General features: G+C 63.9%; 21 protein-coding genes. 10 read left to right on the plus strand and 11 right to left on the minus strand.

What is annotated here, in order from left to right; translation table 11 throughout:
- Positions 1-23: 23 nt before the first annotated feature.
- Positions 24-536: a DUF2878 family protein gene (locus tag JHD59_RS10770; RefSeq protein ID WP_199154231.1), complete on the minus strand. Its 513-nt coding sequence runs from the start codon at positions 534-536 to the stop codon at positions 24-26.
- Complete coding sequence (gene metH, locus JHD59_RS10775) at positions 526-4,239, minus strand: methionine synthase (RefSeq protein WP_199154232.1); 3,714 nt, start codon at positions 4,237-4,239, stop codon at positions 526-528. The genes JHD59_RS10770 and metH overlap by 11 nt, the downstream gene beginning before the upstream one ends.
- A gap of 174 nt (positions 4,240-4,413) precedes the next feature.
- On the opposite strand from metH, the gene JHD59_RS10780 reads away from it, so the two are divergent.
- From JHD59_RS10780 to JHD59_RS10800, 5 genes are all read left to right on the plus strand, one after another.
- Complete coding sequence (locus JHD59_RS10780) at positions 4,414-5,169, plus strand: ABC transporter substrate-binding protein (RefSeq protein ID WP_199154233.1); 756 nt, start codon at positions 4,414-4,416, stop codon at positions 5,167-5,169.
- A gap of 64 nt (positions 5,170-5,233) precedes the next feature.
- Positions 5,234-7,363, plus strand: coding sequence for a UvrD-helicase domain-containing protein (locus JHD59_RS10785; protein ID WP_199154234.1), 2,130 nt, complete (start codon positions 5,234-5,236; stop codon positions 7,361-7,363).
- Positions 7,364-7,502: 139 nt separating this feature from the next.
- The gene (locus JHD59_RS10790) at positions 7,503-9,212 is read left to right on the plus strand and encodes a response regulator (protein ID WP_103320984.1); all 1,710 of its coding nucleotides are present in this window, start codon (positions 7,503-7,505) and stop codon (positions 9,210-9,212) included.
- The gene (locus JHD59_RS10795; protein ID WP_103320983.1) at positions 9,200-9,937 is read left to right on the plus strand and encodes a LytTR family DNA-binding domain-containing protein; all 738 of its coding nucleotides are present in this window, start codon (positions 9,200-9,202) and stop codon (positions 9,935-9,937) included. The genes JHD59_RS10790 and JHD59_RS10795 overlap by 13 nt, the downstream gene beginning before the upstream one ends.
- A gap of 132 nt (positions 9,938-10,069) precedes the next feature.
- Positions 10,070-11,542: a sensor domain-containing diguanylate cyclase gene (locus tag JHD59_RS10800; RefSeq protein WP_199154235.1), complete on the plus strand. Its 1,473-nt coding sequence runs from the start codon at positions 10,070-10,072 to the stop codon at positions 11,540-11,542.
- Between the two features lie 67 nt (positions 11,543-11,609).
- On the opposite strand, the gene JHD59_RS10805 is transcribed toward JHD59_RS10800, so the two are convergent.
- The 3 genes from JHD59_RS10805 to JHD59_RS10815 form a co-directional block, all read right to left on the minus strand.
- Positions 11,610-12,038 carry an organic hydroperoxide resistance protein gene (locus JHD59_RS10805; RefSeq protein ID WP_304491475.1) on the minus strand — a complete coding sequence of 143 codons (429 nt, stop codon included), beginning with the start codon at positions 12,036-12,038 and terminating at the stop codon, positions 11,610-11,612.
- An 86-nt stretch (positions 12,039-12,124) separates the two neighbouring features.
- A complete protein-coding gene (locus tag JHD59_RS10810) occupies positions 12,125-12,544 on the minus strand; it encodes a MarR family winged helix-turn-helix transcriptional regulator (RefSeq protein WP_304491476.1) in 420 nt (139 codons plus the stop codon).
- A gap of 131 nt (positions 12,545-12,675) precedes the next feature.
- Positions 12,676-13,083 (minus strand): hypothetical protein, encoded by a 408-nt coding sequence (locus JHD59_RS10815; protein WP_103320979.1) that lies wholly within the window; start codon positions 13,081-13,083, stop codon positions 12,676-12,678.
- A 190-nt stretch (positions 13,084-13,273) separates the two neighbouring features.
- On the opposite strand from JHD59_RS10815, the gene JHD59_RS10820 reads away from it, so the two are divergent.
- Positions 13,274-13,855: a YqiA/YcfP family alpha/beta fold hydrolase gene (locus JHD59_RS10820; protein ID WP_199154236.1), complete on the plus strand. Its 582-nt coding sequence runs from the start codon at positions 13,274-13,276 to the stop codon at positions 13,853-13,855.
- A gap of 80 nt (positions 13,856-13,935) precedes the next feature.
- Entirely contained in the window at positions 13,936-14,910 is a 975-nt protein-coding gene (locus JHD59_RS10825) for a quinone oxidoreductase (RefSeq protein WP_199154237.1), read from the plus strand.
- A 4-nt stretch (positions 14,911-14,914) separates the two neighbouring features.
- Here JHD59_RS10825 and JHD59_RS10830 read toward each other — a convergent pair whose 3' ends face one another.
- Entirely contained in the window at positions 14,915-15,367 is a 453-nt protein-coding gene (locus tag JHD59_RS10830) for a hypothetical protein (RefSeq protein WP_199154238.1), read from the minus strand.
- Between the two features lie 62 nt (positions 15,368-15,429).
- Positions 15,430-15,783 carry a hypothetical protein gene (locus tag JHD59_RS10835; protein WP_158248779.1) on the minus strand — a complete coding sequence of 118 codons (354 nt, stop codon included), beginning with the start codon at positions 15,781-15,783 and terminating at the stop codon, positions 15,430-15,432.
- Positions 15,784-16,079: 296 nt separating this feature from the next.
- On the opposite strand from JHD59_RS10835, the gene ompR reads away from it, so the two are divergent.
- Both ompR and JHD59_RS10845 read left to right on the plus strand, forming a co-directional pair.
- Positions 16,080-16,805, plus strand: a complete 726-nt coding sequence (gene ompR, locus JHD59_RS10840) for a two-component system response regulator OmpR (RefSeq protein WP_043624791.1) — start codon at positions 16,080-16,082, stop codon at positions 16,803-16,805.
- 3 nt (positions 16,806-16,808) lie between these two features.
- Entirely contained in the window at positions 16,809-18,110 is a 1,302-nt protein-coding gene (locus JHD59_RS10845) for an ATP-binding protein (RefSeq protein WP_233164001.1), read from the plus strand.
- 198 nt (positions 18,111-18,308) lie between these two features.
- Here JHD59_RS10845 and JHD59_RS10850 read toward each other — a convergent pair whose 3' ends face one another.
- The 4 genes from JHD59_RS10850 to JHD59_RS10865 form a co-directional block, all read right to left on the minus strand.
- Positions 18,309-19,172: a DMT family transporter gene (locus JHD59_RS10850; protein ID WP_199154239.1), complete on the minus strand. Its 864-nt coding sequence runs from the start codon at positions 19,170-19,172 to the stop codon at positions 18,309-18,311.
- Positions 19,160-20,044 carry a methylated-DNA--[protein]-cysteine S-methyltransferase gene (locus tag JHD59_RS10855; protein ID WP_199154240.1) on the minus strand — a complete coding sequence of 295 codons (885 nt, stop codon included), beginning with the start codon at positions 20,042-20,044 and terminating at the stop codon, positions 19,160-19,162. Before JHD59_RS10855 ends, JHD59_RS10850 begins: the two co-directional genes overlap by 13 nt.
- A gap of 1 nt (position 20,045) precedes the next feature.
- A complete protein-coding gene (locus JHD59_RS10860; protein ID WP_199154241.1) occupies positions 20,046-20,519 on the minus strand; it encodes a DUF1203 domain-containing protein in 474 nt (157 codons plus the stop codon).
- An 88-nt stretch (positions 20,520-20,607) separates the two neighbouring features.
- Positions 20,608-21,210: a CBS domain-containing protein gene (locus JHD59_RS10865; protein ID WP_199154242.1), complete on the minus strand. Its 603-nt coding sequence runs from the start codon at positions 21,208-21,210 to the stop codon at positions 20,608-20,610.
- A 172-nt stretch (positions 21,211-21,382) separates the two neighbouring features.
- Here JHD59_RS10865 and JHD59_RS10870 point away from each other — a divergent pair.
- On the plus strand, positions 21,383-22,012 hold a 630-nt coding region (locus tag JHD59_RS10870; protein WP_199154243.1), incomplete at its 3' end, for a hypothetical protein.

Consider the following 22,012-nt stretch of genomic DNA (forward strand, 5'->3'; position numbering starts at 1 on the left):
CTGAAACTTATCCACCGTTTCGTTCATTGCGCCGCGCGGCCTTGCAGCGTCAGGCGCAAGGTCTGCGGCAAACCGACGCCCCATAGCAAGGCCAAGATCGGCATCAATCCCCACCAGGGCAGGCCCGGCTGCAGCGCCTGCAGCTGGAAGCCGGCGTAATAGGCGGCCGGGCCCGCCAGCGCGCCCAGGGCGGCCAGGAGCCGCGGCGACGGCCGCCAGGCCCGCAGCAGCCAGACCCACCAGCAGGCGAAGCTGAGCCACAACGTCATCATCCACAAGGGCAGGGTGCCGACGCCGACGAAACGCAGCAGTCCGCTGGCGGCCAAGGCAAAATCCAGCGCGCTGCCGGCAGCCGCCAGCAGCAGGGCGGGCTTTCTCAGCCCGGACGGCAACGCCTCCCAGGCCAGCAGGGCGCCGGCCAGGGTCAGCACGGCCAGATGGTCGCGGAAATACACCAGCAGCAGCCACCAGCCGTTGAAGGCCAGGCCGGCCGCGATCAGCCGGCGCCAGGGCGGCGCGGCAGGTTCAGGCGTCATAGCCCAGATTCGGCGCCAGATCGCGCTCGGCCTGTTCGATGCTGACGCCGCGGCGTTCGGCGTAGCTTTGCACCTGGTCCCTCTCCACCTTGCCGACGCCAAAGTAGCGCGATTGCGGGTGGCTGAAGTAGAAGCCGGACACCGCCGCCGTCGGCAACATGGCGTAGCCTTCGGTCAAGGTCATGCCGATGGCCGGCGCGTCCAACAGCTCAAACAAGCCGGTCTTCACCGTATGGTCCGGGCAGGCCGGATAGCCGGGGGCCGGGCGGATGCCGCGATAGAGTTCGTCGATCAAGCCTTCGTTGTCGATATGCTCGTCGGCGGCGTAGCCCCAGAACTCGCGCCGCACGCGGGCGTGCATCAGCTCGGCGAAAGCCTCGGCCAGGCGGTCGGCCAGGGCCTTCAGCAGAATGGCGGAGTAGTCGTCATTGGCGTCTTCAAAGCGCTTCACATGCGGCTCAATGCCGATGCCGGCGGTCACGGCGAAGGCGCCGATATAGTCCTGCACGCCGCTGTCCTTGGGCGCGATGTAATCGGCCAGCGCCCAGTTGGCCTTGCCGTCCATCTTGGGCAGTTGCTGGCGCAGGCCCACCCAGGTCATCAGGCTGGCGCTGTTGTCCGGGTTGCGGATTTCGATGTCGTCGTGATTGACGCTATTGGCCGGAAACAGGCCGATCACCGCGTTGGCGGCGAGCCAGTTCTCGTCGATGATCTGCTTCAGCATGGCCTGCGCATCGGCGTACAAGGCTCGGGCCGATTCGCCGACGATCTCGTCGTCGAGAATGCGCGGGAAGCGGCCGGCCAGCTCCCAGCTCTGGAAGAACGGCGTCCAGTCGATATAGGCGGCAATCTCAGAGAGCGGGTAGTGCTCGAAACGGCGCACGCCCAGCCATTGCGGCTTGGGCGGCGTATAGCCGGCCCAGTCGATTTTCTCTTTGTTGGCGCGCGCCTGCTCCAAGGAAACCACCCTGCGGTTGGCCTTGTTGGCGTGGCCGTCGCGAGCGCGCTGCTGCTCGGCGGCGTTTTCCAGCACGAAGGCGTCCTTCAAGGTGTCGGACAGCAGATTGGAGCAGACGCCCACCGCGCGGCTGGCGTCCGGCACGTAGACCACCGGATGTTGGTAATGCGGCGCGATCTTGACCGCCGTGTGCACCTTGGACGTGGTCGCCCCGCCTATCAACAGCGGAATGCTGAAGCCCTGGCGCTGCATCTCCTTGGCCACGTGGCTCATTTCTTCCAGGCTGGGGGTGATCAGGCCGGACAGGCCGATGATGTCGGCTTTATGCTCGCGCGCGGCGTCGAGTATGGCCTGGCACGGCACCATCACGCCCAGGTCTATCACCTTGTAGTTATTGCAGCGCAACACCACGCCGACGATATTTTTGCCGATATCGTGCACGTCGCCCTTGACCGTGGCCATGATGATCACGCCCTTGGCCGGCGCGTCGGACAAGCCCAGCGCGATCTTTTCCTCCTCGATGAACGGCTCCAGATGCGCGACGGCCGCCTTCATCACGCGGGCCGATTTCACCACCTGCGGCAAAAACATCTTGCCGGCGCCGAACAGATCGCCGACCACGTTCATGCCGTCCATCAACGGGCCTTCGATCACGTGGATCGGCCGCGCGCACTTCAGCCGCACTTCCTCGGTATCCTCGACGATGAAGGTGGTGATGCCCTTGACCAGCGCGTGCTCCAGCCGCTTTTCCACCGGCCAGGAACGCCAGGCCAGGTCTTCGCCCTTTTTCTCGCCGGCTGCCTCGCCCTTGAATTTCTCGGCCAGCTCGATCAGGCGTTCGGTCGCGTCGCCGCCGTCCTTGGGCTGCCGCATCAGCACCACGTCCTCGATGCGCGCGCGCAGTTCCGGATCGACCTCGTCATACACCTCCAGCGCGCCGGCGTTGACGATGCCCATGGTCATGCCGCGCTGGATGGCGTGATACAGGAACACTGCGTGGATGGCCTCGCGCACCTTGTTGTTGCCGCGGAAACTGAACGACACATTGGACACGCCGCCGGATATCTTGGCGTGCGGCAGGTGCTGCTTGATCCAGCCGGTGGCCTCGATGAAGTCCAGGCCGTAGCGGGCATGCTCGTCGATGCCGGTGGCGACGGCGAAGATGTTCGGATCGAAGATGATGTCTTCCGGCGGGAAACCCACCTCGTCCACCAGGATGCGGTAGCTCTTGTCGCAGATCTCGATCTTGCGCGCGTAGGTATCGGCCTGGCCCTGCTCATCAAACGCCATCACGATCACCGCCGCGCCGTAGCGGCGCAGCAAGCGCGCCTGTTCGACGAACTTGTCGCGGCCTTCCTTCATGGAGATGGAATTGACGATGCCCTTGCCCTGGATGCACTTCAGGCCGGCCTCGATCACCTCCCACTTGGAGGAGTCGATCATGATGGGCACGCGGGCGATGTCCGGCTCGCTGGCGATCAGGTTCAAAAAGCGCACCATGGCGGCGTGGGCGTCCAGCATGCCCTCATCCATATTGATGTCGATGACCTGGGCGCCGTTCTCCACCTGCTGCCGCGCCACGTCCAACGCGGTGGCGTAGTCGCCGTTCAGAATCAGCTTGGCGAAAGCGCGGCTGCCGGTGACGTTGGTGCGCTCGCCGACGTTGACGAACAAATCCTCGTCGCCGATGTTGAACGGCTCCAAGCCGGACAGGCGGCACTTGGGCTCGATCTGCGGCAAGGGCCGCGGCGCGAGGCCGTCCACCGCCTGGGCGATGGCGGCGATGTGTTCCGGCGTGGTGCCGCAACAGCCGCCGACGATATTGATCAAGCCGCTCTCGGCCCATTCCCGCACATACTCGCCCATCGCCTGCGGCTCCAGGTCGTAGCCGCCGAAGGCGTTGGGCAGGCCGGCGTTGGCGTGCACGGACACATAGGTGGCCGACACCCGAGCCAATTCCTCGACATAGGGCCGCAGCAGGTCCGGGCCCAAGGCGCAGTTAAGGCCGAAGCTCGCGGCATTGGCGTGCGACAGCGAGTTATAGAAGGCCTCGGTGGTCTGGCCGGTCAGCGTGCGGCCGGACTGGTCGGTAATGGTGCCGGAAATCATGATCGGCAAGCGCGGCGTATCCGGACGCTCGTCGAAGTATTGATGAATGGCGAACACGGCCGCCTTGGCGTTCAGCGTGTCGAAGATGGTTTCCACCAGCAGCAGATCCGCGCCGCCGGCCACCAAGCCGTCTATCGCCTCGGTATAGCTTGCCACCAGTTGGTCAAAAGTGACATTTCGATAGCCGGGATCGTTGACGTCCGGGCTGATAGAACAGGTGCGGTTGGTGGGGCCGAGCACACCGGCGCAGAATCGGGGCTTGGCTGGGTTGCGGGCGGTTGCCGCCACGCACAGTTCCTTGACCAGCCTTGCCGCCTCGCGGTTGATCTCCCACACCAGGCTCTCCATCCGGTAGTCGGCCATGGCGATGGAGGTGGCGTTGAAGGTATTGGTCTCGACGATGTCGGCGCCGGCGTCCAGATAGGCTTGGTGGATGCCGGCGATCACGTCGGCCCGGGTCAAGACCAGCAGGTCGTTATTGCCCTTGACGTCGCAGGGCCAGTCGGCGAAACGCTCGCCTCGGTAGTCGGCCTCGGACAACTGGTGGCGCTGGATCATGGTGCCCATGCCCCCATCCAGGATCAGAATGCGTTGCGACAGGTGCTGAAAAACTGGATGAGGTAATGGTTTTGTCATATCAATTGCAGCGTGTTTGTCTAAAACGGTATCTAGGGGCTGTTGATGCTTGCTGCGTGGATCGCTCAGCAAGCGTCAACAGCCCCTGGTGGCCACCGGGCCTGCTACGGTCATCATAACATCGGCTTTCACCGCTTCTGACAGCCCTCATTAGAATTAAGAGAACGCATCGATATGGCCAGCACGAATAAGAAATGGTGGTTTTCCTGCCTGCTGCTGATCGCGTCCGCCGCCTCGGCCGCACCCTTGCGCATTGGCGTCGCCGATACCGACGCGCCGCCCATGGCGGTACTGTCGCCCGATGGCGCCAAACTGACAGGCGGACTGTCGCTCGATATCGGCCAACTATTGGCCGAAGAGCTCAACATGCAGCCGCAATTCGTCATCCTGGCGCGGCGCCGGGTGGAGCCGGCGATAGAAACCGGCAAGGTGGACATCATCTGCAACGCCAATCCTGATTGGTACGGCAATTCCGCCCGCTTGAACTGGAGCCGGGAAATCTACCCGTTGACCGAACGGGTGCTGTCGCTGAAAGGCCTGCCGACCATCCGCCAGTTCGACGATCTGGCCGGCAAGCGCATCGGCACCCAGCACGGCTACCACTACCCGGAGCTGGAATACCTGTGGACCAGCAATCGCAGCAGCCGTGAAACCGAGGTGCGTTTTGAATTGCTGTTCAAATCGCTGGAAAAACAGTTGAGCGATGTCGCCATCGTCACTGAGTTCATCTATGCGTGGTGGGCGCGCGGCCACGCCCAGGAAGCCGCCGCGTTCAGACTGCACCCGCTGGTGGTGTCCTCGCATCCGACGATGTGCGCCCTGTCGCCGCAATCGCCGCTGAAGCTGGAGCAGTTGAACCGCGCCATCGAGCGGCTGCACAAGAACGGCAAGCTGAAGGCGATGCTGACCCGCTATCAGGCCCAGGAGTGACGCCGGCCATGAGCTGACGGGGACGCATGCTAAAATGGCGTTTTTGCAGCGAAAACGTCCCGTCATGAGCGATCTGTTAGCCGGCCTGAATCCCGAACAACTGCGCGCCGTCACCTGGCCCGCCAAGAGCGCGCTGGTGCTGGCCGGCGCCGGCAGCGGCAAGACGCGGGTACTGACCACCCGCATCGCCTGGCTGTTGTCCACCGGGCAGACCTCGCCGGCCGGCGTGCTGGCGGTCACCTTCACCAACAAGGCCGCGCGCGAGATGCAGACCCGGCTGTCGGCGCTGGTGCCGGTCAATGTCCGCAATATGTGGATAGGCACCTTCCACGGCCTGTGCAATCGCTTCCTGCGCATCCACTACCGCGACGCCGGCCTGCCGCAAACCTTCCAGATCCTCGACTCCGCCGACCAGCAAGCCGCGATCAAGCGCCTGTTGAAAAGCCTGGAGCTGTCGGACGAGAAATATCCGCCGCGCGCGGTGCAGAGCTATATCAACGGCAACAAGGAAGCCGGCCTGCGCGCCGAGGCCCTGCCGCCGGCGCTGAACCCGTACGAAGCCAAGCTGGTGGAGCTGTACGCCGCCTACGACGCGCAATGCCGCCGCGAAGGCGTGGTGGATTTCGCCGAGCTGCTGCTCAGAAGCTACGAGCTGCTGTCGCGCAACGAAGCGCTGCGCTCGCACTACAGCAGCCGCTTCAGCCACATCCTGGTGGACGAGTTCCAGGATACCAACCGCCTGCAGTACGCTTGGCTGAAGCTGTTGGCCGGCGAGCGCGGCGCGCTGTTCGCCGTCGGCGACGACGACCAGAGCATCTACGGCTTCCGCGGCGCCGAGGTGGGCAATATGCGCGCCCTGCTGTCCGATTTCCACGTCGCCGAGCCGGTGCGGCTGGAGCAGAACTACCGCTCCATGGGCAATATCCTGAACGCCGCCAACGCGCTGATCGAACAGAACGACGGCAGATTGGGCAAGAATCTGTGGACCGACGCCGGCGAAGGCGAAAAAATCCGCTTCTACCAGGCCGGCAGCGACGGCGACGAGGCCGAATTCATCATCGACGAGGTGAAAAGCCTGCACCGCGAAGGCCTGGCCCTGTCCGACATGGCCGTGCTGTATCGCTCCAACGCCCAATCGCGTTTGCTGGAGCATGTGCTGGTCAACGCCCAGATTCCCTACCGCATCTACGGCGGCCTGCGCTTCTTCGAGCGCCAGGAAATCAAGCACGCGCTGGCCTATCTGCGGCTGATCGCCAACCCGGACGACGACAACGCGCTGCTGCGCGTGATCAATGTGCCGGCGCGCGGCATCGGCGCGCGCAGCGTGGAAAACCTGCAGGCCATAGGCCGCGAGCAGGGCGTCTCGCTGTGGCAAGCCGCCTGCGGCGCCGGCAGCGGCCGCACCGCCGCCAAGATCGGCGAATTCGTGCTGCTGATCGAACGGCTGCGCGAGCAGAGCCGCGACTTCAGCCTGGCCGAAACCATCAGCCTGGCCATAGACCGCAGCGGCCTGCGCGACATGTACGAGCAGGACAAGAAAGACGGCGAGGAACGGCTGGCCAACCTGGACGAACTGGTCAACGCCGCCGCCAGCTTCCTGCCCGACCAGCCCGAGCAGGCGCTGACCGAATTCCTGTCCGCCGCCAGCCTGGAGGCCGGCGAACACCAGGCCGACGCCGGCAGCGACGCCTTGCAGCTGATGACGGTGCATGCCGCCAAGGGCCTGGAGTTCGACGCGGTGTTCGTCAGCGGTCTGGAAGAAGGCCTGTTCCCGCACGAAAACAGCATCATGGACGGCAAGGGCCTGCAGGAAGAGCGCCGGTTGATGTATGTGGCCATCACCCGCGCCCGCAAGCGGCTGTATCTGTCCAGCGCGCAAAGCCGCATGCTGCATGGCCAGAGCCGGTATCCGATCCCGTCGCGCTTCATCGACGAGATTCCAGGCGAACTGATTCACTCGCTGTCTGCTACAGTGAAAACACCCGTTGCGCCGCGGCGCGCCGCTATGCCGCGCCGCCAGGCCGACAACGCCTACGGCCTGTCCATCGGCCAGGCGGTCAGCCACGCCAAGTTCGGAATCGGCGTGGTGATAGACGCCGAAGGCAACGGGGAGGATGTGCGCTTGCAGATCAACTTCGCCGAACATGGAGTAAAGTGGCTGGACTTGCGCTACGCCAAACTGACGCCAGCCTAAGAAACGCTGCCCCCTGAGCCGCGGCGCGCCGCGGCAAGACAACAGCAGGGGGCGGCGGATCGACAAACCGGGCCGAAGTGGAGCATGCCCGCCGCAAAAACAATCCGACTGAGCCATAACCATGCCAGACCCAGGTGCGATGAGCGACTCTCCCTCCAGCCCGGCCGTCGCGACGGAACCGGCGCAACGCGCGCGGCCCGCCGCGCAGCGCAGCTATGACAATCCCTACGCCAAACGGCTGTTTCTGATCATAGACAGCCTGCCGCAGATGCAGCGGGCGATGGCGATGACCCTGTCGTCCTTCGGCGCCAACAGCGTCGAATACGCCACCAAGCCCAGCGACGCGCTGGCCAAGATGGCCAAGTACGAGTTCGACGTGGTGCTGTGCGACTACGATCTGGGCAACGGCTACGACGGCCTGTATCTGTTCGAGGAAATCCGCGCGCGCAATCTGCTGAAACAATCCTGCGTCTTCATGATCGTCACCGGCGAACGCCGTTCGCAACGCGTGGTTTCCGCCGCCGAGCTGGTGCCGGACGACTACCTGCTCAAGCCGTTCACCGGCGAAGTACTGCGGGCGCGGCTGGAGAGGGCGATGCGCAAGCGCGAGGCGTTCCGGCTGGTGGACGAAAGCATCCTGCACCATGAATACCTGAGCGCCATCGACACCTGCAACCGCAAGATAGAAGAGAACGGTGAATTCGCCTTCGACTTCATGCGCCTGAAAGGCTCGCTGGCGCTGAAGATTCAGGACTTCGACACCGCGCGCGACGCCTATATGCAGGTGCTGCGCATCAAACCCACCACCTGGGCCAAGATGGGTCTGGCCAAGGCGCTGGTCGGCCTCAAGTCGCTGGATGAGGCCAGGCTGCTGTTCGAGGCCGTGCTGGCCGACAACAACCAGGTGATGGAAGCCTATGACTGGCTGGCCAAGCTGTATCGCGGCAACGGCGATCTGAAACGCGCGCAGCATGTCTTGCAACAGGCCGCCGAACTTTCGCCGGTGGTGTTCAGCCGCCAGCAGCGTCTGGCGGAAGCGGCGGTGATGAACAACGATCTCGCCACCGCCGAGACCGCTTATCAGCAAGCGCTGGACATCGCCAAATACACCTGGCACCGCAGCCCCACCCACTACGCCACCTTGGCCCGCATCCAGCTGGCGCGCGGCGACACCGCCAACGCCAGCCGCACCCTGGGCAATCTGCGCCACGACTACCGTTACAACGAGGAGGCGGAATGGCTGGCCGGCGTGGTAGACAGCCGGCTGCAGGCCAAGAACGGCGAAGACGGCAAGGCGGGCGAGCTGCTGGACACGGCCGACGAGCGCTTCCGCCAGCTCTTGCCCAAACTGGACCAGGACGCGCAGATGGAATACGCACGCGCCTGCTACCAGCAAGGCCGGGAAGGCCGCGGCAATGAGGTGATGGAATACCTGATCCGCAATCATCACGACGAAGAGGATGCCCTGACTCGTTTCGGCGAGATGTTCGAAGAAATCGGCCTGGGCGCCGTTGGCCGCCAATTGATCTCCAGCAACGTCAAATCGGTGTCCGAGCTGAACAACCAGGCGGTGTTGCTGGCCCAATCGGGCCAATACGAAGCGGCGATCGAACACTTCATCAAGGCCTTGGAAGAGTTGCCGCAGAATGTGCAGATCATGCTGAACCTGATCAACTCCGTGATGGCTTATGTCAGCCAGAGCGGCTGGCACGAAAGCCATATGCGCCGCGCCTACGAGCTGCTGGGCAAGGTGCGCGATCTGGCGCCGACCAACAACAAATTCCAGAAGATCCTGCAGTCGTGGCGGCTGCTGGTCAGCAAGATGGACAAGCCGCAATGGGTGATTTGAGCCGTCTGCGCGTCCTGGTGGTGGACGACGAAATGCTGGCGCGCGAGCGGCTGCGCCAGCTGCTCGGCGATCTGGGCGTGACGCAGGTGCACTGTCAGGCAGACAGCCAGTCCGCCCAGGACTGGCTGGCGCGCCACCCGGTCGACGTCGTGCTGCTCGATATCGGCATGCCCGGCCGCGACGGCATGGCCCTGGCGCGCCATCTGCGGCAGCAACCGTTGCCGCCGCAGTTGATCTTCAGCACCGCTCATGACCATTACGCGGTGGAGGCGTTTGAACTTAACGCCGCCGATTACCTGCTGAAGCCGGTGCGCCGCGAGCGGCTGGCCGAAGGTCTGCGCCGCGCCGAGGCGCGCTGCGGCAATCCTGACGCGCCGCCCTGCTTCGTGGTGCGTCAGCGCGGCCGGCTGCTGAACGTGCCGTTCAGCGAGGTTCGCTATCTGAAGGCCGAGTTGAAATACGTCACCTTGGTCACCCGCAGCGCGGAATACCTGTTGGACGAGGCGCTGGTGGCGCTGGAGCAGCGCCTGGGCGACGCCGTGCTGCGCATCCACCGCAGCTGCCTGGTCATGCGGGACACGGTTCAGGAGCTGAATCAAACCGCCGTCGATCAATGGCAAATCAAGCTGCGCGACATCGCTCAGCCGCTGTCGGTCAGCCGCCGCCAAATCCCCGCAATCAAGTCCGCGCTGGCCTCTCGCCATGCGTTACGTACTATTACTTAATTCGCTGTTTCTCCGATTTATTGCTAAAAAATAACCCCCCATTCTTATAGAATCAGTCATTGCCGAATTTATGTCGATGGTTTTAACATGCAAGCAAGACTGGTTTATGTTGTATGCATAGCTCTTTGGCTGATGCTCAGCGCACTGGCCGCGCTGTCCATCGCCAGCCGCTCGCTGTTGGGCGCGGAGCAGCAATTCAACAACCAGATGCAGCAGTTGACCGAGCAATTGAAACAGCGCCTGCTGACCAACGAGACCGTGCTCGACAGCTATGCCACCTTCAGCGCGCTGGACCATCGCAGCGAAACTCGGCAAAAACATCCATTTGTCCTGCAGCTGCTGCGGCGCTACCCGCAGATCTCCGCGCTGGCTCACATTGAGCGCATCCCATCCGTTCAACTGGCTGATTTCAAACAGAAACTGCAACACGAGTATGGCAAAGGCTATCGCCTGCGCGGCTTCTCCAGCGACGCAACACCGCCCGCCGGACAAGATGAATACTTTCCGCTGATGTTTGCCGAACCGCAGTCGCAAACGAATCTACAGCTGGTAGGCCGCGACGCCTGGCAACAGCCGCAATTGCGCGACGCCCTGCAAGAGAGCCTGAACAGCGGCCGCACCACGTTGTCGCGCCAATTGACTCTCCCGCAAGGCGAAACCGGCTACGCGCTGCTGCGGGACATCGACACTCAACAGTCCCCCAGGATGCTCGATCTGCAACCCAAGCATTTCGCCATGCTGTTCATCCGCGCCGATTCTCTGCTGCCCGCCGACTTGTCCCTGCCCACCGGCATGGAGCTCAGCATCCGCCATCGCGATGATCCGCCGCAACCGCCAGATGGCCACGCGCTGCGGCTGGGCAGCGCCGGGTCCAGCCAGTTGGAGCAACTGCTGTTTCCGCGCCTGGAGGCCACTCAGATGCTGGGCGGCGGCAATCAGCCGCTGCGCCTCACCTTGCGCTGGCAGCAGGGTTGGGCGCAAATCGGCCTGTTTGAATGGTCGGTCTGGCTGCTATTGAGCCTGCTGCTCGCCGCAGGGCTAGCCTTGGCCAGTTACAGCTTTGTCCGCAGCAGCAATTTGCGGCGCCAGCGGGAAAGCCAGCTGTTCCATCTGGCCAATCACGACCGGCTGACGGGCCTGGCCAACCGCAATTTGTTCTACGACCGGCTGCAGCACGCCATCAGCCGCGTCGACCGCAACGGCAAGCGGCTGGCGCTGCTGTTTCTCGACTTGGACCGTTTCAAGCCGGTCAACGACACCTTCGGCCATGTGGTAGGCGACCGGGTTTTGCAATTGATCGCGGCCCGCATCCAGGATGTGGTGCGCGACGAGGATACTGTCGCCCGCATCGGCGGCGACGAGTTCGTGATCCTCATGGAAGACGTCGAATCCAACCGCGAGGCCGACAAGGTGACCACTCGGCTGAAACAATCCATCCAGCTTCCCTATCAGGTTGAGCAGCATCGCGTCCTGGTCGGCGTCAGCATCGGCACCGCGTACTACCCGGAAGACGGCCTGCTGATTGACGAATTGCTGGCGGTGGCCGACCGCAAGATGTACGGCAACAAACAATCCTTGAGCCGCGAATCCGAAACCATAGAGTGATCGCCGCACAATAAGACGCCGCCCGGCATGCCGGGCGGCGTCTTGGTTTGGATGGGCGCAAACGACCTTACACCAGGGTCAGCTCGACTTCGATATTGCCGCGCGTGGCGTTGGAATACGGGCAGATGCCATGCGCAGCCTCGATCAGTTTCTCCCCAGCCTCGCGCTCGATGCCGGACAGCGACACCGCCAGCTTGGCGGCGATGCCGAAGCCATGGGCAATGGGTCCGATCGATACCTTGCCGGTCACCGACACCTCCGCCGGCAGGCGCACGCCTGCCTGTTGCGCCGCTACCTTCAGCGCGCCGATGAAGCAGGCGGAATAACCGGCCGCAAACAATTGCTCGGGATTGGTGCCGTCGCCGCCAGCCCCGCCCAGTTCGCGCGGCGTGCTCAGCTTCACTTGCAGCGCGCCGTCGTTCGATTCGGCCCGGCCATCGCGGCCGCCCGTGGCGGTGGCTTCAGCGGTGTACAGCACTTTTTGCAGAAGATTCATGAGACTGCTCCTATGGCTATCGCCGTTCCGGCGAGAATGTTCACTATTAGATAGTGCACTATTTAATTATCAAAACCCTGACGGGTTTACTGCAGCAACTGATCGCGCAAACCGCACAAGGCCTGCCGCAAATGCGCGATCTCATCCAATTGCAGTCCGCTGCGGCATGCCAACTGCAGCGGAATCTGCTCGGCCTGCGCTCGCAGCGCTTTGCCGGCTTCGCTCAAGCGGACCATCACCACGCGTTCGTCGCTGGCCAATCGTTGCCGCTCCAGCCAGCCTGCCGCCTCCATCCGCTTCAACAACGGCGTCAGGGTCGCCGAATCCAGATAGAGCTTGTCGCCGATGTCCGACACCGAACGCTGATCCTGTTCCCACAACACCAGCAATACCAGATATTGCGGATACGTGATGCCCAACGGTTTCAGGCTATCGCGGTACACTTTGTTCATCGCCAGCGAGGCGGAATACAGCGCAAAACACAGCTGCTGATCCAAACGCAGCAACTCGTCCCCCGGGGGACAGCAATCTTTGGTTTCCATGGCTGCATATTAAATAGCACACAATTTAATTGCAAGCTATTTTATTGATGGGGCGCGCTACGCGCCGTCAGCCTGCACCGACGGCGCGATCGGCTTCAGGCCGCCACCCGCACCGGGCCGCGGCCCAGATCGGCCAGCGAACGGCAGGCCTGCTGCCAATCCGCCAATGAGTTGACGCCCTGCAACACGATGCGCGCCAGCGCATCATTGCATACGCTCGGACCAAACTGCATCAGCATCTCGTGCAGAGCGAAACGCAAGGTATGGCTGTCGCGCAGCAAGGCGTTCACCTCCTCGTGCACTTCAGCGAACACCCGCATGCCGCCCTGGGCATCCAGCTGCACCTGATGCAGCGGACAAAAACCGGAACGGATCAGCGCCTTGTCGGCATCGATGTCCTCGGCGAACAGCAAGGCGCTGTGCTGCAGATAGCCGCAAGCGATGATCAGGGTTTCCAGCGAATGCGGTGTGGCGGTGGGGCCGCCGGCAGGCAGATGATTCATGATGTTCTCTCCTCGTGCTTGTATATTTGGCGCATATTTCAGCATCTTGCGGGATGCCATGACAATGGCTGGAAACCATTGGAAAGGAGTTTTTACTCGATATTAACAACATCGGCCATCGGGTTTACCCGGCACTGACAATCGATGACACGCGGCGTACCATGGGCTCATCGTTACTCTGGATGCCGTCATGCACATCGTCTATCTTCATGGTTTCAACTCCAGCCCCAAATCGCTGAAAGCCGGCGAAACCGCCGCCTGGCTGAACCTGCATGCGCCGGATATCGAATTTCACTGCCCCAAACTGTCGCCGCATCCGGCCGAAGCCATCCGCCAGGCGGAAACGCTGCTGCTGTCGCTGCCGGCCGACACCTTGCTGATAGGCAGCTCGCTGGGCGGCTTCTACGCCAGCTATCTGGCCGAGCGCCACGGCCGGCCGGCGGCGCTGATCAATCCCGCCATCCAGCCCGACCGCGACCTGGCGCGCTTCGCCGGGGAACAGACCAATCCGTATACCGGCGAGGTCTATACCCTGGGCGACGCCGATCTGACGGCGCTGCAGGCGCAAAAAACGGATAAACCGACGGCGGGACGCTACTGGCTGCTGCTGGGCAGCCGCGACGAAGTGCTGGATTGGCGCGAAGCCGCGCGACATTACAGCGGCAGCCGACAAACCGTATTCAACGGCGACGACCACCGCTTGAACAACTGGCCCAAGGTATTGCCGGACGTGGTGGCCTGGGGCCAAAAACAATTGTCCAAACTTTCTTGACGCCCCGTTCAGCGCGCTGCGCTTGTTCGCCGTGAGGCGCGGCGGCACACTGATCCGATATTTTCCGCGAGGAGTTGCCCATGAGTCAGAAGATCGTTTTCGCCGCCACCGGCGGCCCGGAAGTGCTGAATCTGGAAAATGTGGAGATCGGCCGGCCCGGGCCGGGCGAAGTGCATCTGCGCCATAGCACCATCGGCGTCAATTTCATCGATACCTACCAGCGCAGCGGCCTGTATCCGCTGCCCCTGCCCAGCGGCCTGGGCAGCGAAGCGGCCGGCGTGGTGCTTGCCGTGGGCGAGGGCGTGGACTGGCTGCGAGCAGGCGATCGCGTCGCCTACGCCGGCGGGCCTTTGGGCGCGTATTCGAGCGAGCGGCTGATCGCCGCGGAGCATCTGCTCAAGCTGCCGGCCGGCATCGCCGACGAAACGGCCGCCTGCGCGATGCTGCAGGGCATGACCGTCGAATACCTGGTACAACGCACCTTCCCGGTGCAGCCGGGCCAGACCGTGCTATGGCATGCCGCCGCTGGCGGCGTCGGCCAGATCGCATTGCAGTGGCTGTCGGCGATGGGGGTGCAGGTCATCGCCACCGTCGGCTCGGCGGCCAAGGGCGAGATCGCGCGCCGGCTGGGCGCCGCCCATGTCATCAATTACAGCGAGGAAGACGTCGCGGCGCGAGTGCGCGAGATCACCGGCGGCAAAGGCGTGCCGGTGGTATTCGATTCGGTGGGCAAGAGCACGTTCGAAGCCTCGCTGGACAGCCTGAGTCCGCGCGGCATGATGGTGACTTTCGGCAACGCCTCCGGCCCCGTGCCGGCGGTATCGCCGCTGGAGCTGACCAAGCGCGGCTCTTTGTTCCTGACCCGGCCCAAGCTAGGCGACTACATCGCCAGCCGCGCCGAGCTGGAAGCGTCCTCGGCCGCGCTGTTCCGCCGCCTGGAAGACGGCACGATCAAGCTGGCGCCGTCCCATCGCTATCCGCTGGCCGAGGCGGCCCAGGCGCACCGCGACCTGGAAGCGCGCAAGACCACCGGCTCGGTGATCCTGCTGCCCTGAAGCCTCAATCGCCCAAGGGCAGAGGCGGCGCGCACTCGCGGGCATCGCGTCCCCGGCCGCCGTCGCATCCTTCGTCGGCGGTGCCGCAGCCCGGCTGCCCGCGGCTGCAGTCGGCCGCCGGCAGCCTTTCGTCCACGCATTTCCGGCGCGCCGCGCCGAGCGCGCCTTCGCAGGAAGTCTGAGCCGCGACCAGCGCCTCGCAACGCTTGGCATCGCGCTGGCGTTGGCAATTCAGGGCGGGGGTATAGTAGGCCAGACAGGTTCGCCGGTGCGATTCGCCAAGATCCTGGCAACTGCGCAGTCCTTGGCGGTACAGCAGGCAACGCTGCGGCGCCACGGCGCGGCTGCAGTCCTCATCGATGGCGGGCGCCGCCGCATAGCCGTACTGGCAGAGCAGCAGCAAGCCCAAACCGGCCCGCAGATAGCCCTGCCATCTGGATGTCCCCTGCTGCTTCATCGCGGCGTCCCTTCCCGGTCGGACGACAATTCGGAACCCTGCGGCATTCAAGTGCCGCTCTCTTATTCGGACTGGCTGTGCTCCAGTTCCTGCCTGTGCTTATCCTGCCAAAAATTGGGCTTGCTGGGTATAGTTTGTGGATGGCCGTCCGGCGGCGGCGGCATCATGCGTTTTTGATGGCGCGCCGGATCGAAGCCGATATCGCCATTGCGCGCGGCCTCGCGCAGCTGCAACTCCTGCAGGCGGCGGCTGTCTGGACAATTGCGATTGGCTTCGCAGGTTTTGCGCGACATCTGATTCCAGGTTCCCCTGTCGCGCTGCGGCGGCGATTCTTTCTGCGGACGCGACCATGCCGCCTGTTGCAGCAACAGGCTTGCGCTCAGCAGAGTGATCAGATATCGCTTCATAGTCGCCATTTTACCTTGTCCACGGCGGGGGGGAACCCTTCATGCTCAAGTCATTCCCCGATCAAGACCGGCCCGGAAGGCCACGGACCGTTTGAAACCATCACGCGGCAACAAAGGGGTTGCGCCGCAGGTTTTCGACAGTTGCTTCAGCTTAAACGCAAGCATTTGCTCATACGTCAGTTCTGGCGGCACAATTGTTAAGGACTGTAGCGCGGGGCACCAGCTTAACATCTGTAAAAACAAGGCCCGACAGCTGAGGCGCGCGAGCGCTTAAGCTGCCAACCAGAACACTCAAGGAACAGCATATGGAACACAATAAAATCCTGGTCGTCGACGACGACGCCAAGCTGCGCGAACTGTTGACCCGTTACCTGACCCAGCAGGGCTACAGCGTGGAAACGCTGCCGGACTCGAAAGACCTTGACCGCAAGCTGGCGCGCAACCGTCCCGACCTGATCGTGCTGGATGTGATGATGCCGGGCGAAGACGGCCTGGCCGTGGTGCGCCGCCTGCGCGCGCAGGGCGAGACGCTGCCGGTGATCATGCTGACCGCGCGCGGCGAGGACATCGACCGCATCCTGGGCCTGGAAATGGGTGCCGACGACTACCTGCCCAAGCCGTTCAATCCGCGCGAACTGACCGCGCGCATCCAGTCCGTGCTGCGCCGCCACCATACCACGCCGGCGCTGGCGGCCCAGCACAGCGCCGATGACGCCGTCGAATTCGGCGATTTCACGCTGAACCTGGGCCAGCGCGAATTGCGCCGTTGCGGCCAGCCGGTCGCGCTGACCAGCGCCGAGTTCGCCGTGCTGTCGGTGCTGGTCAACCATCCGCGCCGCCCGCTGACTCGCGAACAGCTGATGGAGCTGGCGCTGGGCAAGGGCAACGGCGAATCGCTGGACCGCAGCATAGACGTGCATATCTCGCGGCTGCGCAAGGCGCTGGAAAACGGCGACAGCCCGCTGCGCTATATCCAAACCGTCTGGGGCTACGGCTATGTGTTCGTGCCGGACGGCTCCCCCAGGGAGTAAGACTTGATACGCAAGCTGTTCGGCTCGTTGTTCTTCCGGCTGGCGCTGCTGGTGATGACGGTGGTGATCGCCACCCAGTTGTTCACCATCTCGCTGGCCAACCGGGAACGCCACAAGCTGCTGGAGCGCCAGCTGTACATCCAGGTGCTGGATACGCTGTCCTTCCTGGAAAACTCCATGACCGGCATGGACAACGAGGAGAAGCAGAACTTCCTGGACAGCTACAACCGTCCCGGCCTGCCCAGCCTGTTGCCGTTCAACGCCGACCAGGGGCAACAGTTTGCCAAGGAGCTGCCGCCCATCGGCGCCATGCTGACGCAGCGGCTGTCTCACGACCTCAATGAGCCTATCCAGGCGCATTTCGCGGTGCGAGACGACCACAGCGAGCTGTGGGTGCATGTGCATGTGCTGGGCCAGCCGTACTGGCTGGTGATGCCGTTCGGCCGCTATCGCGACCGGATGATCACCACCATGCTGCAGGCCTCGCTGCTGGCCGGGCTGTTCGCCACCGTTCTGGCGTCCTTGTTTGCCTGGCGCATCACCCGGCCGATCAGCCGCGTGGTGCAGGCCAGCCGCGAGCTGGCCGGCGGCGAAATGCCCAAGCTGATTCCCGAAACCGGCCCGCGCGAAGTGCAGCTGCTGGCCCACAACTTCAACAGCATGGCCCAGGCGCTGGACAATGCGGCGCGCGAACGGCGGCTGATGCTGGCCGGGCTGTCCCACGATCTGCGCACGCCGCTGACCCGCCTCAAGCTGACGCTGGAAATGCAGGAAGCCAGCGTCGACCAGCACGACATGCTGTCCGACATCGACGAGCTGTCGCGCATCGTGCGCCAGTTCATCGATTTTGCCCGCGCCGAGGAAAGCAATCAGATGGTGCCGGTCGCGCTGGCCGACCTGGCCTCCAGCGTGGTGGCGCGCTTCCGCCGCGAAGGCATGGACGCGCGGCTGGACATCCGCGGCGAACCGGAACTGCAGGCCGACGCGCTGGCGCTGGAGCGCCTGCTGAGCAATTTGCTGGAAAACGCCCGCCGTTACGGCCAGCCGCCAGTGGTCGTGCGGCTGGAGCGCAGCGACAACGAGGCGCGGCTGGCCGTGATAGACCACGGCAAAGGCATACCGGAGGCGTTGCGCGAAACCGCGCTGGCCCCGTTCGAGCGGTTGGCCGAACATCGCGGCACCGATGGCGGCAGCGGCCTGGGCCTCGCCATCGTCTCGCGGGTGGTCAAACAGCACGACGGCACTTTGCACCTGACTGAAGAAGACGGCGCCTTCAAGGTGGACATCCGCCTGCCCATGGCCTGAGCCGCCGGCAAGCTGCAAGCCTGCGCGCGCCGGGCCGCCACTTGGCTGCGGCGACTCCCGGCCCACCCTCATGCGGATCGGAATGCGGCAGGTTTAGAGCCGCCAACAAAACCTCGTTAGAGAACCTGAGCCAAGGCGCGCCGACGCAGACAGTACAAATCAGGCGCAGCGCAGGATCAGGGGTTTTGTTAGCGGGTCTTAGTGGCGCCAGCCGAGCAACAACACCCCAGCCAGGATCAGCCCGGCCCCCGCGAACATGAAAACGCCCACCGATTCACTCAGAAATAGCGCTCCCCACAACACGCCGAACACCGGCACCAAATAGGTGACGGAGCTGGCTCGGGTGGCGCCCAGCCGGTTGATCAGCCGGTAATAGATCAAATAAGCCAGCGACGTGCTCAGCAAAGCCAGCAGCAGCACCGCCCACCATGCCTCGGCGCCGGCCACGGATACCGGCCAGCGCCACCACGCCAGCGGCAGCATCAGGACTGCCGCACTGCTCAAGCCGCCGCACGCCGTGACCAGCGGCGGCATCCCCGGCAGCCAACGCTTGGCCATGTGGCCCGCCCAACCATAACTGGCGGTAGCCGCCAGCATGGCCATCACAGGTAAGATCGACTGCACGTCGAAACGGGCGCCATGGCCATATAGCAGAACCAGCACGCCGGCTAAACCGAGGGCCAAGCCGCCGCCCCGCTGCGGCGTCAGCCGCTCGCCCGCCAAGGGCCAGGCCCACAGCGCCGTCATCAGCGGCGTAGTGGCATTGAGTACCGAAGCCATGCCGGTGGACAGCGACAGCTGCGCCCAGGCAATCAGGCAAAACGGAAACGCGGTAAGAAAGATGCCGACCACGGCGATGCGCGCCCAGTTGGCGCGCCACAAACCCCATTGCCTTCGCCACAGCATCAAGGGCAGCAGCGTCAGCGCAGCCAAGCCCACTCGCAAAGCGATCAATGCCAGCGGCCCGAAGGCCGGCACGGCCACGCGCATGAACAGGAAGGAACCACCCCACAAGGCTGCCAGCAAGATCAGCAACGCGTAATCGCGCCTCAGGCTGTCCATGCCGCTTGCCTCTCCATGCTTAGTCTGGCGCTTTCCCAACCGATCAGGTCCGTTTTTCTGTCCTCGCCCCAGCGGTATTGGCCCAGCGCCCCCTCGGCCCGGATCACCCGATGGCAGGGAATCAGCCAGGCCACCGGATTGGCGCCGACCGCGCTGCCGACCGCGCGCGCCGCGCCAGGCTGCCCCATGCGCGCCGCCAGCTGGCCATAGCTGATCAGGCCGCCATACGGCACGGATAACAGCGCCCGCCATACCTGGATCTGGAAATTGCTGCCTTGCACCCGTAGCGCCAGCGGCGCGCCGCTGCGCTCGGACAAGGGGGAAAACAGCCGTTCGCACAGCGCCTGCCCCTGGCCTGGCCGCCAATGCAAGGCGGCGTGCGGCCACTGATCCTGCAACCAGGCTTCGCCGGCGGCTTCGTCGGCGACGAACTGCAGCGCGCAGATGCCGCGATCAGTCCGCGCCAGCAGCGCCGGGCCAAAACGGCTGGCTTCCACGCTCCATATAATGTCCAGTCCGGCGCCGCCGCGCTGGAATTCGCCCGGCGTCATCGCTTCCAGGGTGACGAACAGATCGTGCAGCCGGCTGGCGCCGGACAGGCCCAGCTCATGCGACAGCGGCAGCACCGGCGCGCCGGCGACCAAGCGGACCTTGGCCGCTTCGCAGGTCAGTTGCTGGATGAAACGCTTGGGACTGACCCCGGCCCACTGCGTGAACAAGCGCTGCAGGCGCGATTCGGACAAATGCAGGGCGCCTGCCAGATCGGCCAGCCGCGGCTGCTCGCCGGCATGGGCAATCAGGTAGCGGATGGCATCGCGGATACGGGCGTAATCGCGGCTGCTTTCCGTTGCCACAGTCAGTATCTCGCTCATTTCAGACGCTCCGGTTCAAGCGCGCGGCATAGCAGCCATGTGCGGGAAAACGCAGCATGGCGAAAACCATCTCGTCACGCGTTTCCCATTGCCGCAGCTGGAGACGTATCCCCTCCACCGGCAGCAGAGCCGCAGCGATGATGGTCTGCTCGGCGTCGTAGGCGCGCAATGCCGCGCATTCAGCGAAATAACCGTGATTTTCCGACAATATCGCGTCCAATGACGGCACGTCATCGGCTTGCGGCTCGGCGCTCAGAAACACCGGCCCGAACTCGCGATACGGACCAATCTGCCGAAACGGGCTGTAACTGGCCAGAATCAAGGGCTCGCCCGGCCGGGCGCGTCTCAAAACATCGCGCAGCGGCTCCCCGCCCTTGGCCGGCACGCGCCGCACCGTTTGCCCCAGCGCATCCACGCCTTCCCGCCGCGCGCGCTGGACAAACACAGGATCCAGGGTTTCAACTTGCCAGGCCATCGCATTCTCCTCCGGTCATCGATGATGCCCGAAGTCTAGGCTGGCGGCTGCCTGGCCACGACCCGATTCTTGCCGACTTGCGCAGGTGTCAGCCGGTATACAGCAGGGAGTACTGGATTTCCGACAAGGCCTGCGGCACGCGGATGAAGGACAAAGGCATGCCCAGAAGACGCGCCATGTGAGAAGTGGAGAACAAGCCGCACACCTCGTAATGGCCGTTGCCCGAATTGATCTCCAGCACCAGCGCGTGCTGGCGGCCCAGCTGCTTCATGGTGGCGATCAGCTGGCCGACATTCGCCACCGCGACATCTTCCAGCCGCAACGCGTCCAGCTTGTCGCGCGGCGTCATCACATCGGACACCTGCAGATCGGCATGATGCTTGCCATGCTCCTTCATGCACTGGATGGGCCGCTCGCCCAGCAGATCGACCGCGGTGACAATGCCGAGCAGGCTGCCATCGTCGTCATGAACGAACAGCAGGCGGATGCCGTGGCTGATCATGCGCTGATGGGCCTCGCGCAGGTCCGCGTCGCCGCGGATGCCGACTGGATTCACCAGCCTCAGATCGGTCATGACGCTCAACGCCGGGCTGTGCATATTGATGGGCGGATGCGGACGCTGCTCCAGTTGCACCAAATCCGTCGTGCGTGGCAGAGTCAGCGTGGGCAGGGGCTGATATTCGTTGGCCATGGCGGCTCCTTGTCAGGGCAATGAGAAAGGAAGAACGGCGCCAACCCGCCCGTTGCGGCCAGCGCAATTTTCAAAGTAGCGGAAAAGCCGACGGACTTCAGTACTCGGACAGTAAACTTTACGTTTACCTTTAGGGTCTTTAATGTATTTATTCTAATTCATGCGAAAATCTATGAAGCATAATCGCCGGATGCGGGATTCCGCCGCACGTTTCCTCCCCTTCGCTTGCGGACTGCTGCTATGCGCGAGCGCCGCCCGAGCCGATGGCTGGGATTATCCGGGTTGGCGCGACGACGCCGCTACCCGCGTCAAGGCGCTGGCCCTGCTGCAATCGGTCAACGCCACGCTGTTAAGCCAGCCCAGCGCCACCCGCACGCTGCAACAATGGTGCGAGGCGCACCAACTGGCGGCCGAGCCGCGCATCCGCGCCCTGCGCGACACCTCTATCCGCAAACCGGCCGACGCCGAGGTGCGCAGCCAGCTGAAAGTGGGGGCCGACGAAGCGATAGGCTATCGCCGCGTGCAACTGGCCTGCGGCGACCATGTGCTGTCCGAAGCGGACAACTGGTATGTGCCGTCGCGGCTGACGCCGGAGATGAACCATCTGCTGGATACCACCGACACGCCGTTCGGCAGCGCGGTGCGGGCGCTGAACTTCACCCGCCGCACCGAAAGTGCGCGCCTGTTGTGGTCCCCCTTGCCGCAGGGCTGGGAAACGCGCCCGCTGCCCGCAGCCGCAGGTCAATCCAGCCTCGATATCCCGGAGCGGGTGCTGCAGCATCGCGCGGTGCTGTACAAGGAC

Origin of the sequence: Chromobacterium sp. ASV23 (assembly GCF_016428945.1) — a bacterium.
GTDB classification, from domain to species: domain Bacteria; phylum Pseudomonadota; class Gammaproteobacteria; order Burkholderiales; family Chromobacteriaceae; genus Chromobacterium; species Chromobacterium sinusclupearum.

Coding starts and splice junctions, on each gene's coding strand:
- JHD59_RS10860 (WP_199154241.1), bottom strand. CDS start 20,519: ATGGCCTGGCAAGTTGAAACCCTGGATCCTGTGTTTGTCCAGCGCGCG.
- JHD59_RS10825 (WP_199154237.1), top strand. CDS start 13,936: ATGAGTCAGAAGATCGTTTTCGCCGCCACCGGCGGCCCGGAAGTGCTG.
- JHD59_RS10820 (WP_199154236.1), top strand. CDS start 13,274: ATGCACATCGTCTATCTTCATGGTTTCAACTCCAGCCCCAAATCGCTG.
- JHD59_RS10850 (WP_199154239.1), bottom strand. CDS start 19,172: ATGGACAGCCTGAGGCGCGATTACGCGTTGCTGATCTTGCTGGCAGCC.
- JHD59_RS10830 (WP_199154238.1), bottom strand. CDS start 15,367: ATGAAGCAGCAGGGGACATCCAGATGGCAGGGCTATCTGCGGGCCGGT.
- JHD59_RS10800 (WP_199154235.1), top strand. CDS start 10,070: ATGCTCAGCGCACTGGCCGCGCTGTCCATCGCCAGCCGCTCGCTGTTG.
- JHD59_RS10855 (WP_199154240.1), bottom strand. CDS start 20,044: ATGAGCGAGATACTGACTGTGGCAACGGAAAGCAGCCGCGATTACGCC.
- metH (WP_199154232.1), bottom strand. CDS start 4,239: ATGACAAAACCATTACCTCATCCAGTTTTTCAGCACCTGTCGCAACGC.
- JHD59_RS10805 (WP_304491475.1), bottom strand. CDS start 12,038: ATGAATCTTCTGCAAAAAGTGCTGTACACCGCTGAAGCCACCGCCACG.
- JHD59_RS10815 (WP_103320979.1), bottom strand. CDS start 13,083: ATGAATCATCTGCCTGCCGGCGGCCCCACCGCCACACCGCATTCGCTG.
- JHD59_RS10770 (WP_199154231.1), bottom strand. CDS start 536: ATGACGCCTGAACCTGCCGCGCCGCCCTGGCGCCGGCTGATCGCGGCC.
- JHD59_RS10865 (WP_199154242.1), bottom strand. CDS start 21,210: ATGGCCAACGAATATCAGCCCCTGCCCACGCTGACTCTGCCACGCACG.
- ompR (WP_043624791.1), top strand. CDS start 16,080: ATGGAACACAATAAAATCCTGGTCGTCGACGACGACGCCAAGCTGCGC.
- JHD59_RS10780 (WP_199154233.1), top strand. CDS start 4,414: ATGGCCAGCACGAATAAGAAATGGTGGTTTTCCTGCCTGCTGCTGATC.
- JHD59_RS10790 (WP_103320984.1), top strand. CDS start 7,503: ATGAGCGACTCTCCCTCCAGCCCGGCCGTCGCGACGGAACCGGCGCAA.
- JHD59_RS10795 (WP_103320983.1), top strand. CDS start 9,200: ATGGGTGATTTGAGCCGTCTGCGCGTCCTGGTGGTGGACGACGAAATG.
- JHD59_RS10835 (WP_158248779.1), bottom strand. CDS start 15,783: ATGGCGACTATGAAGCGATATCTGATCACTCTGCTGAGCGCAAGCCTG.
- JHD59_RS10785 (WP_199154234.1), top strand. CDS start 5,234: ATGAGCGATCTGTTAGCCGGCCTGAATCCCGAACAACTGCGCGCCGTC.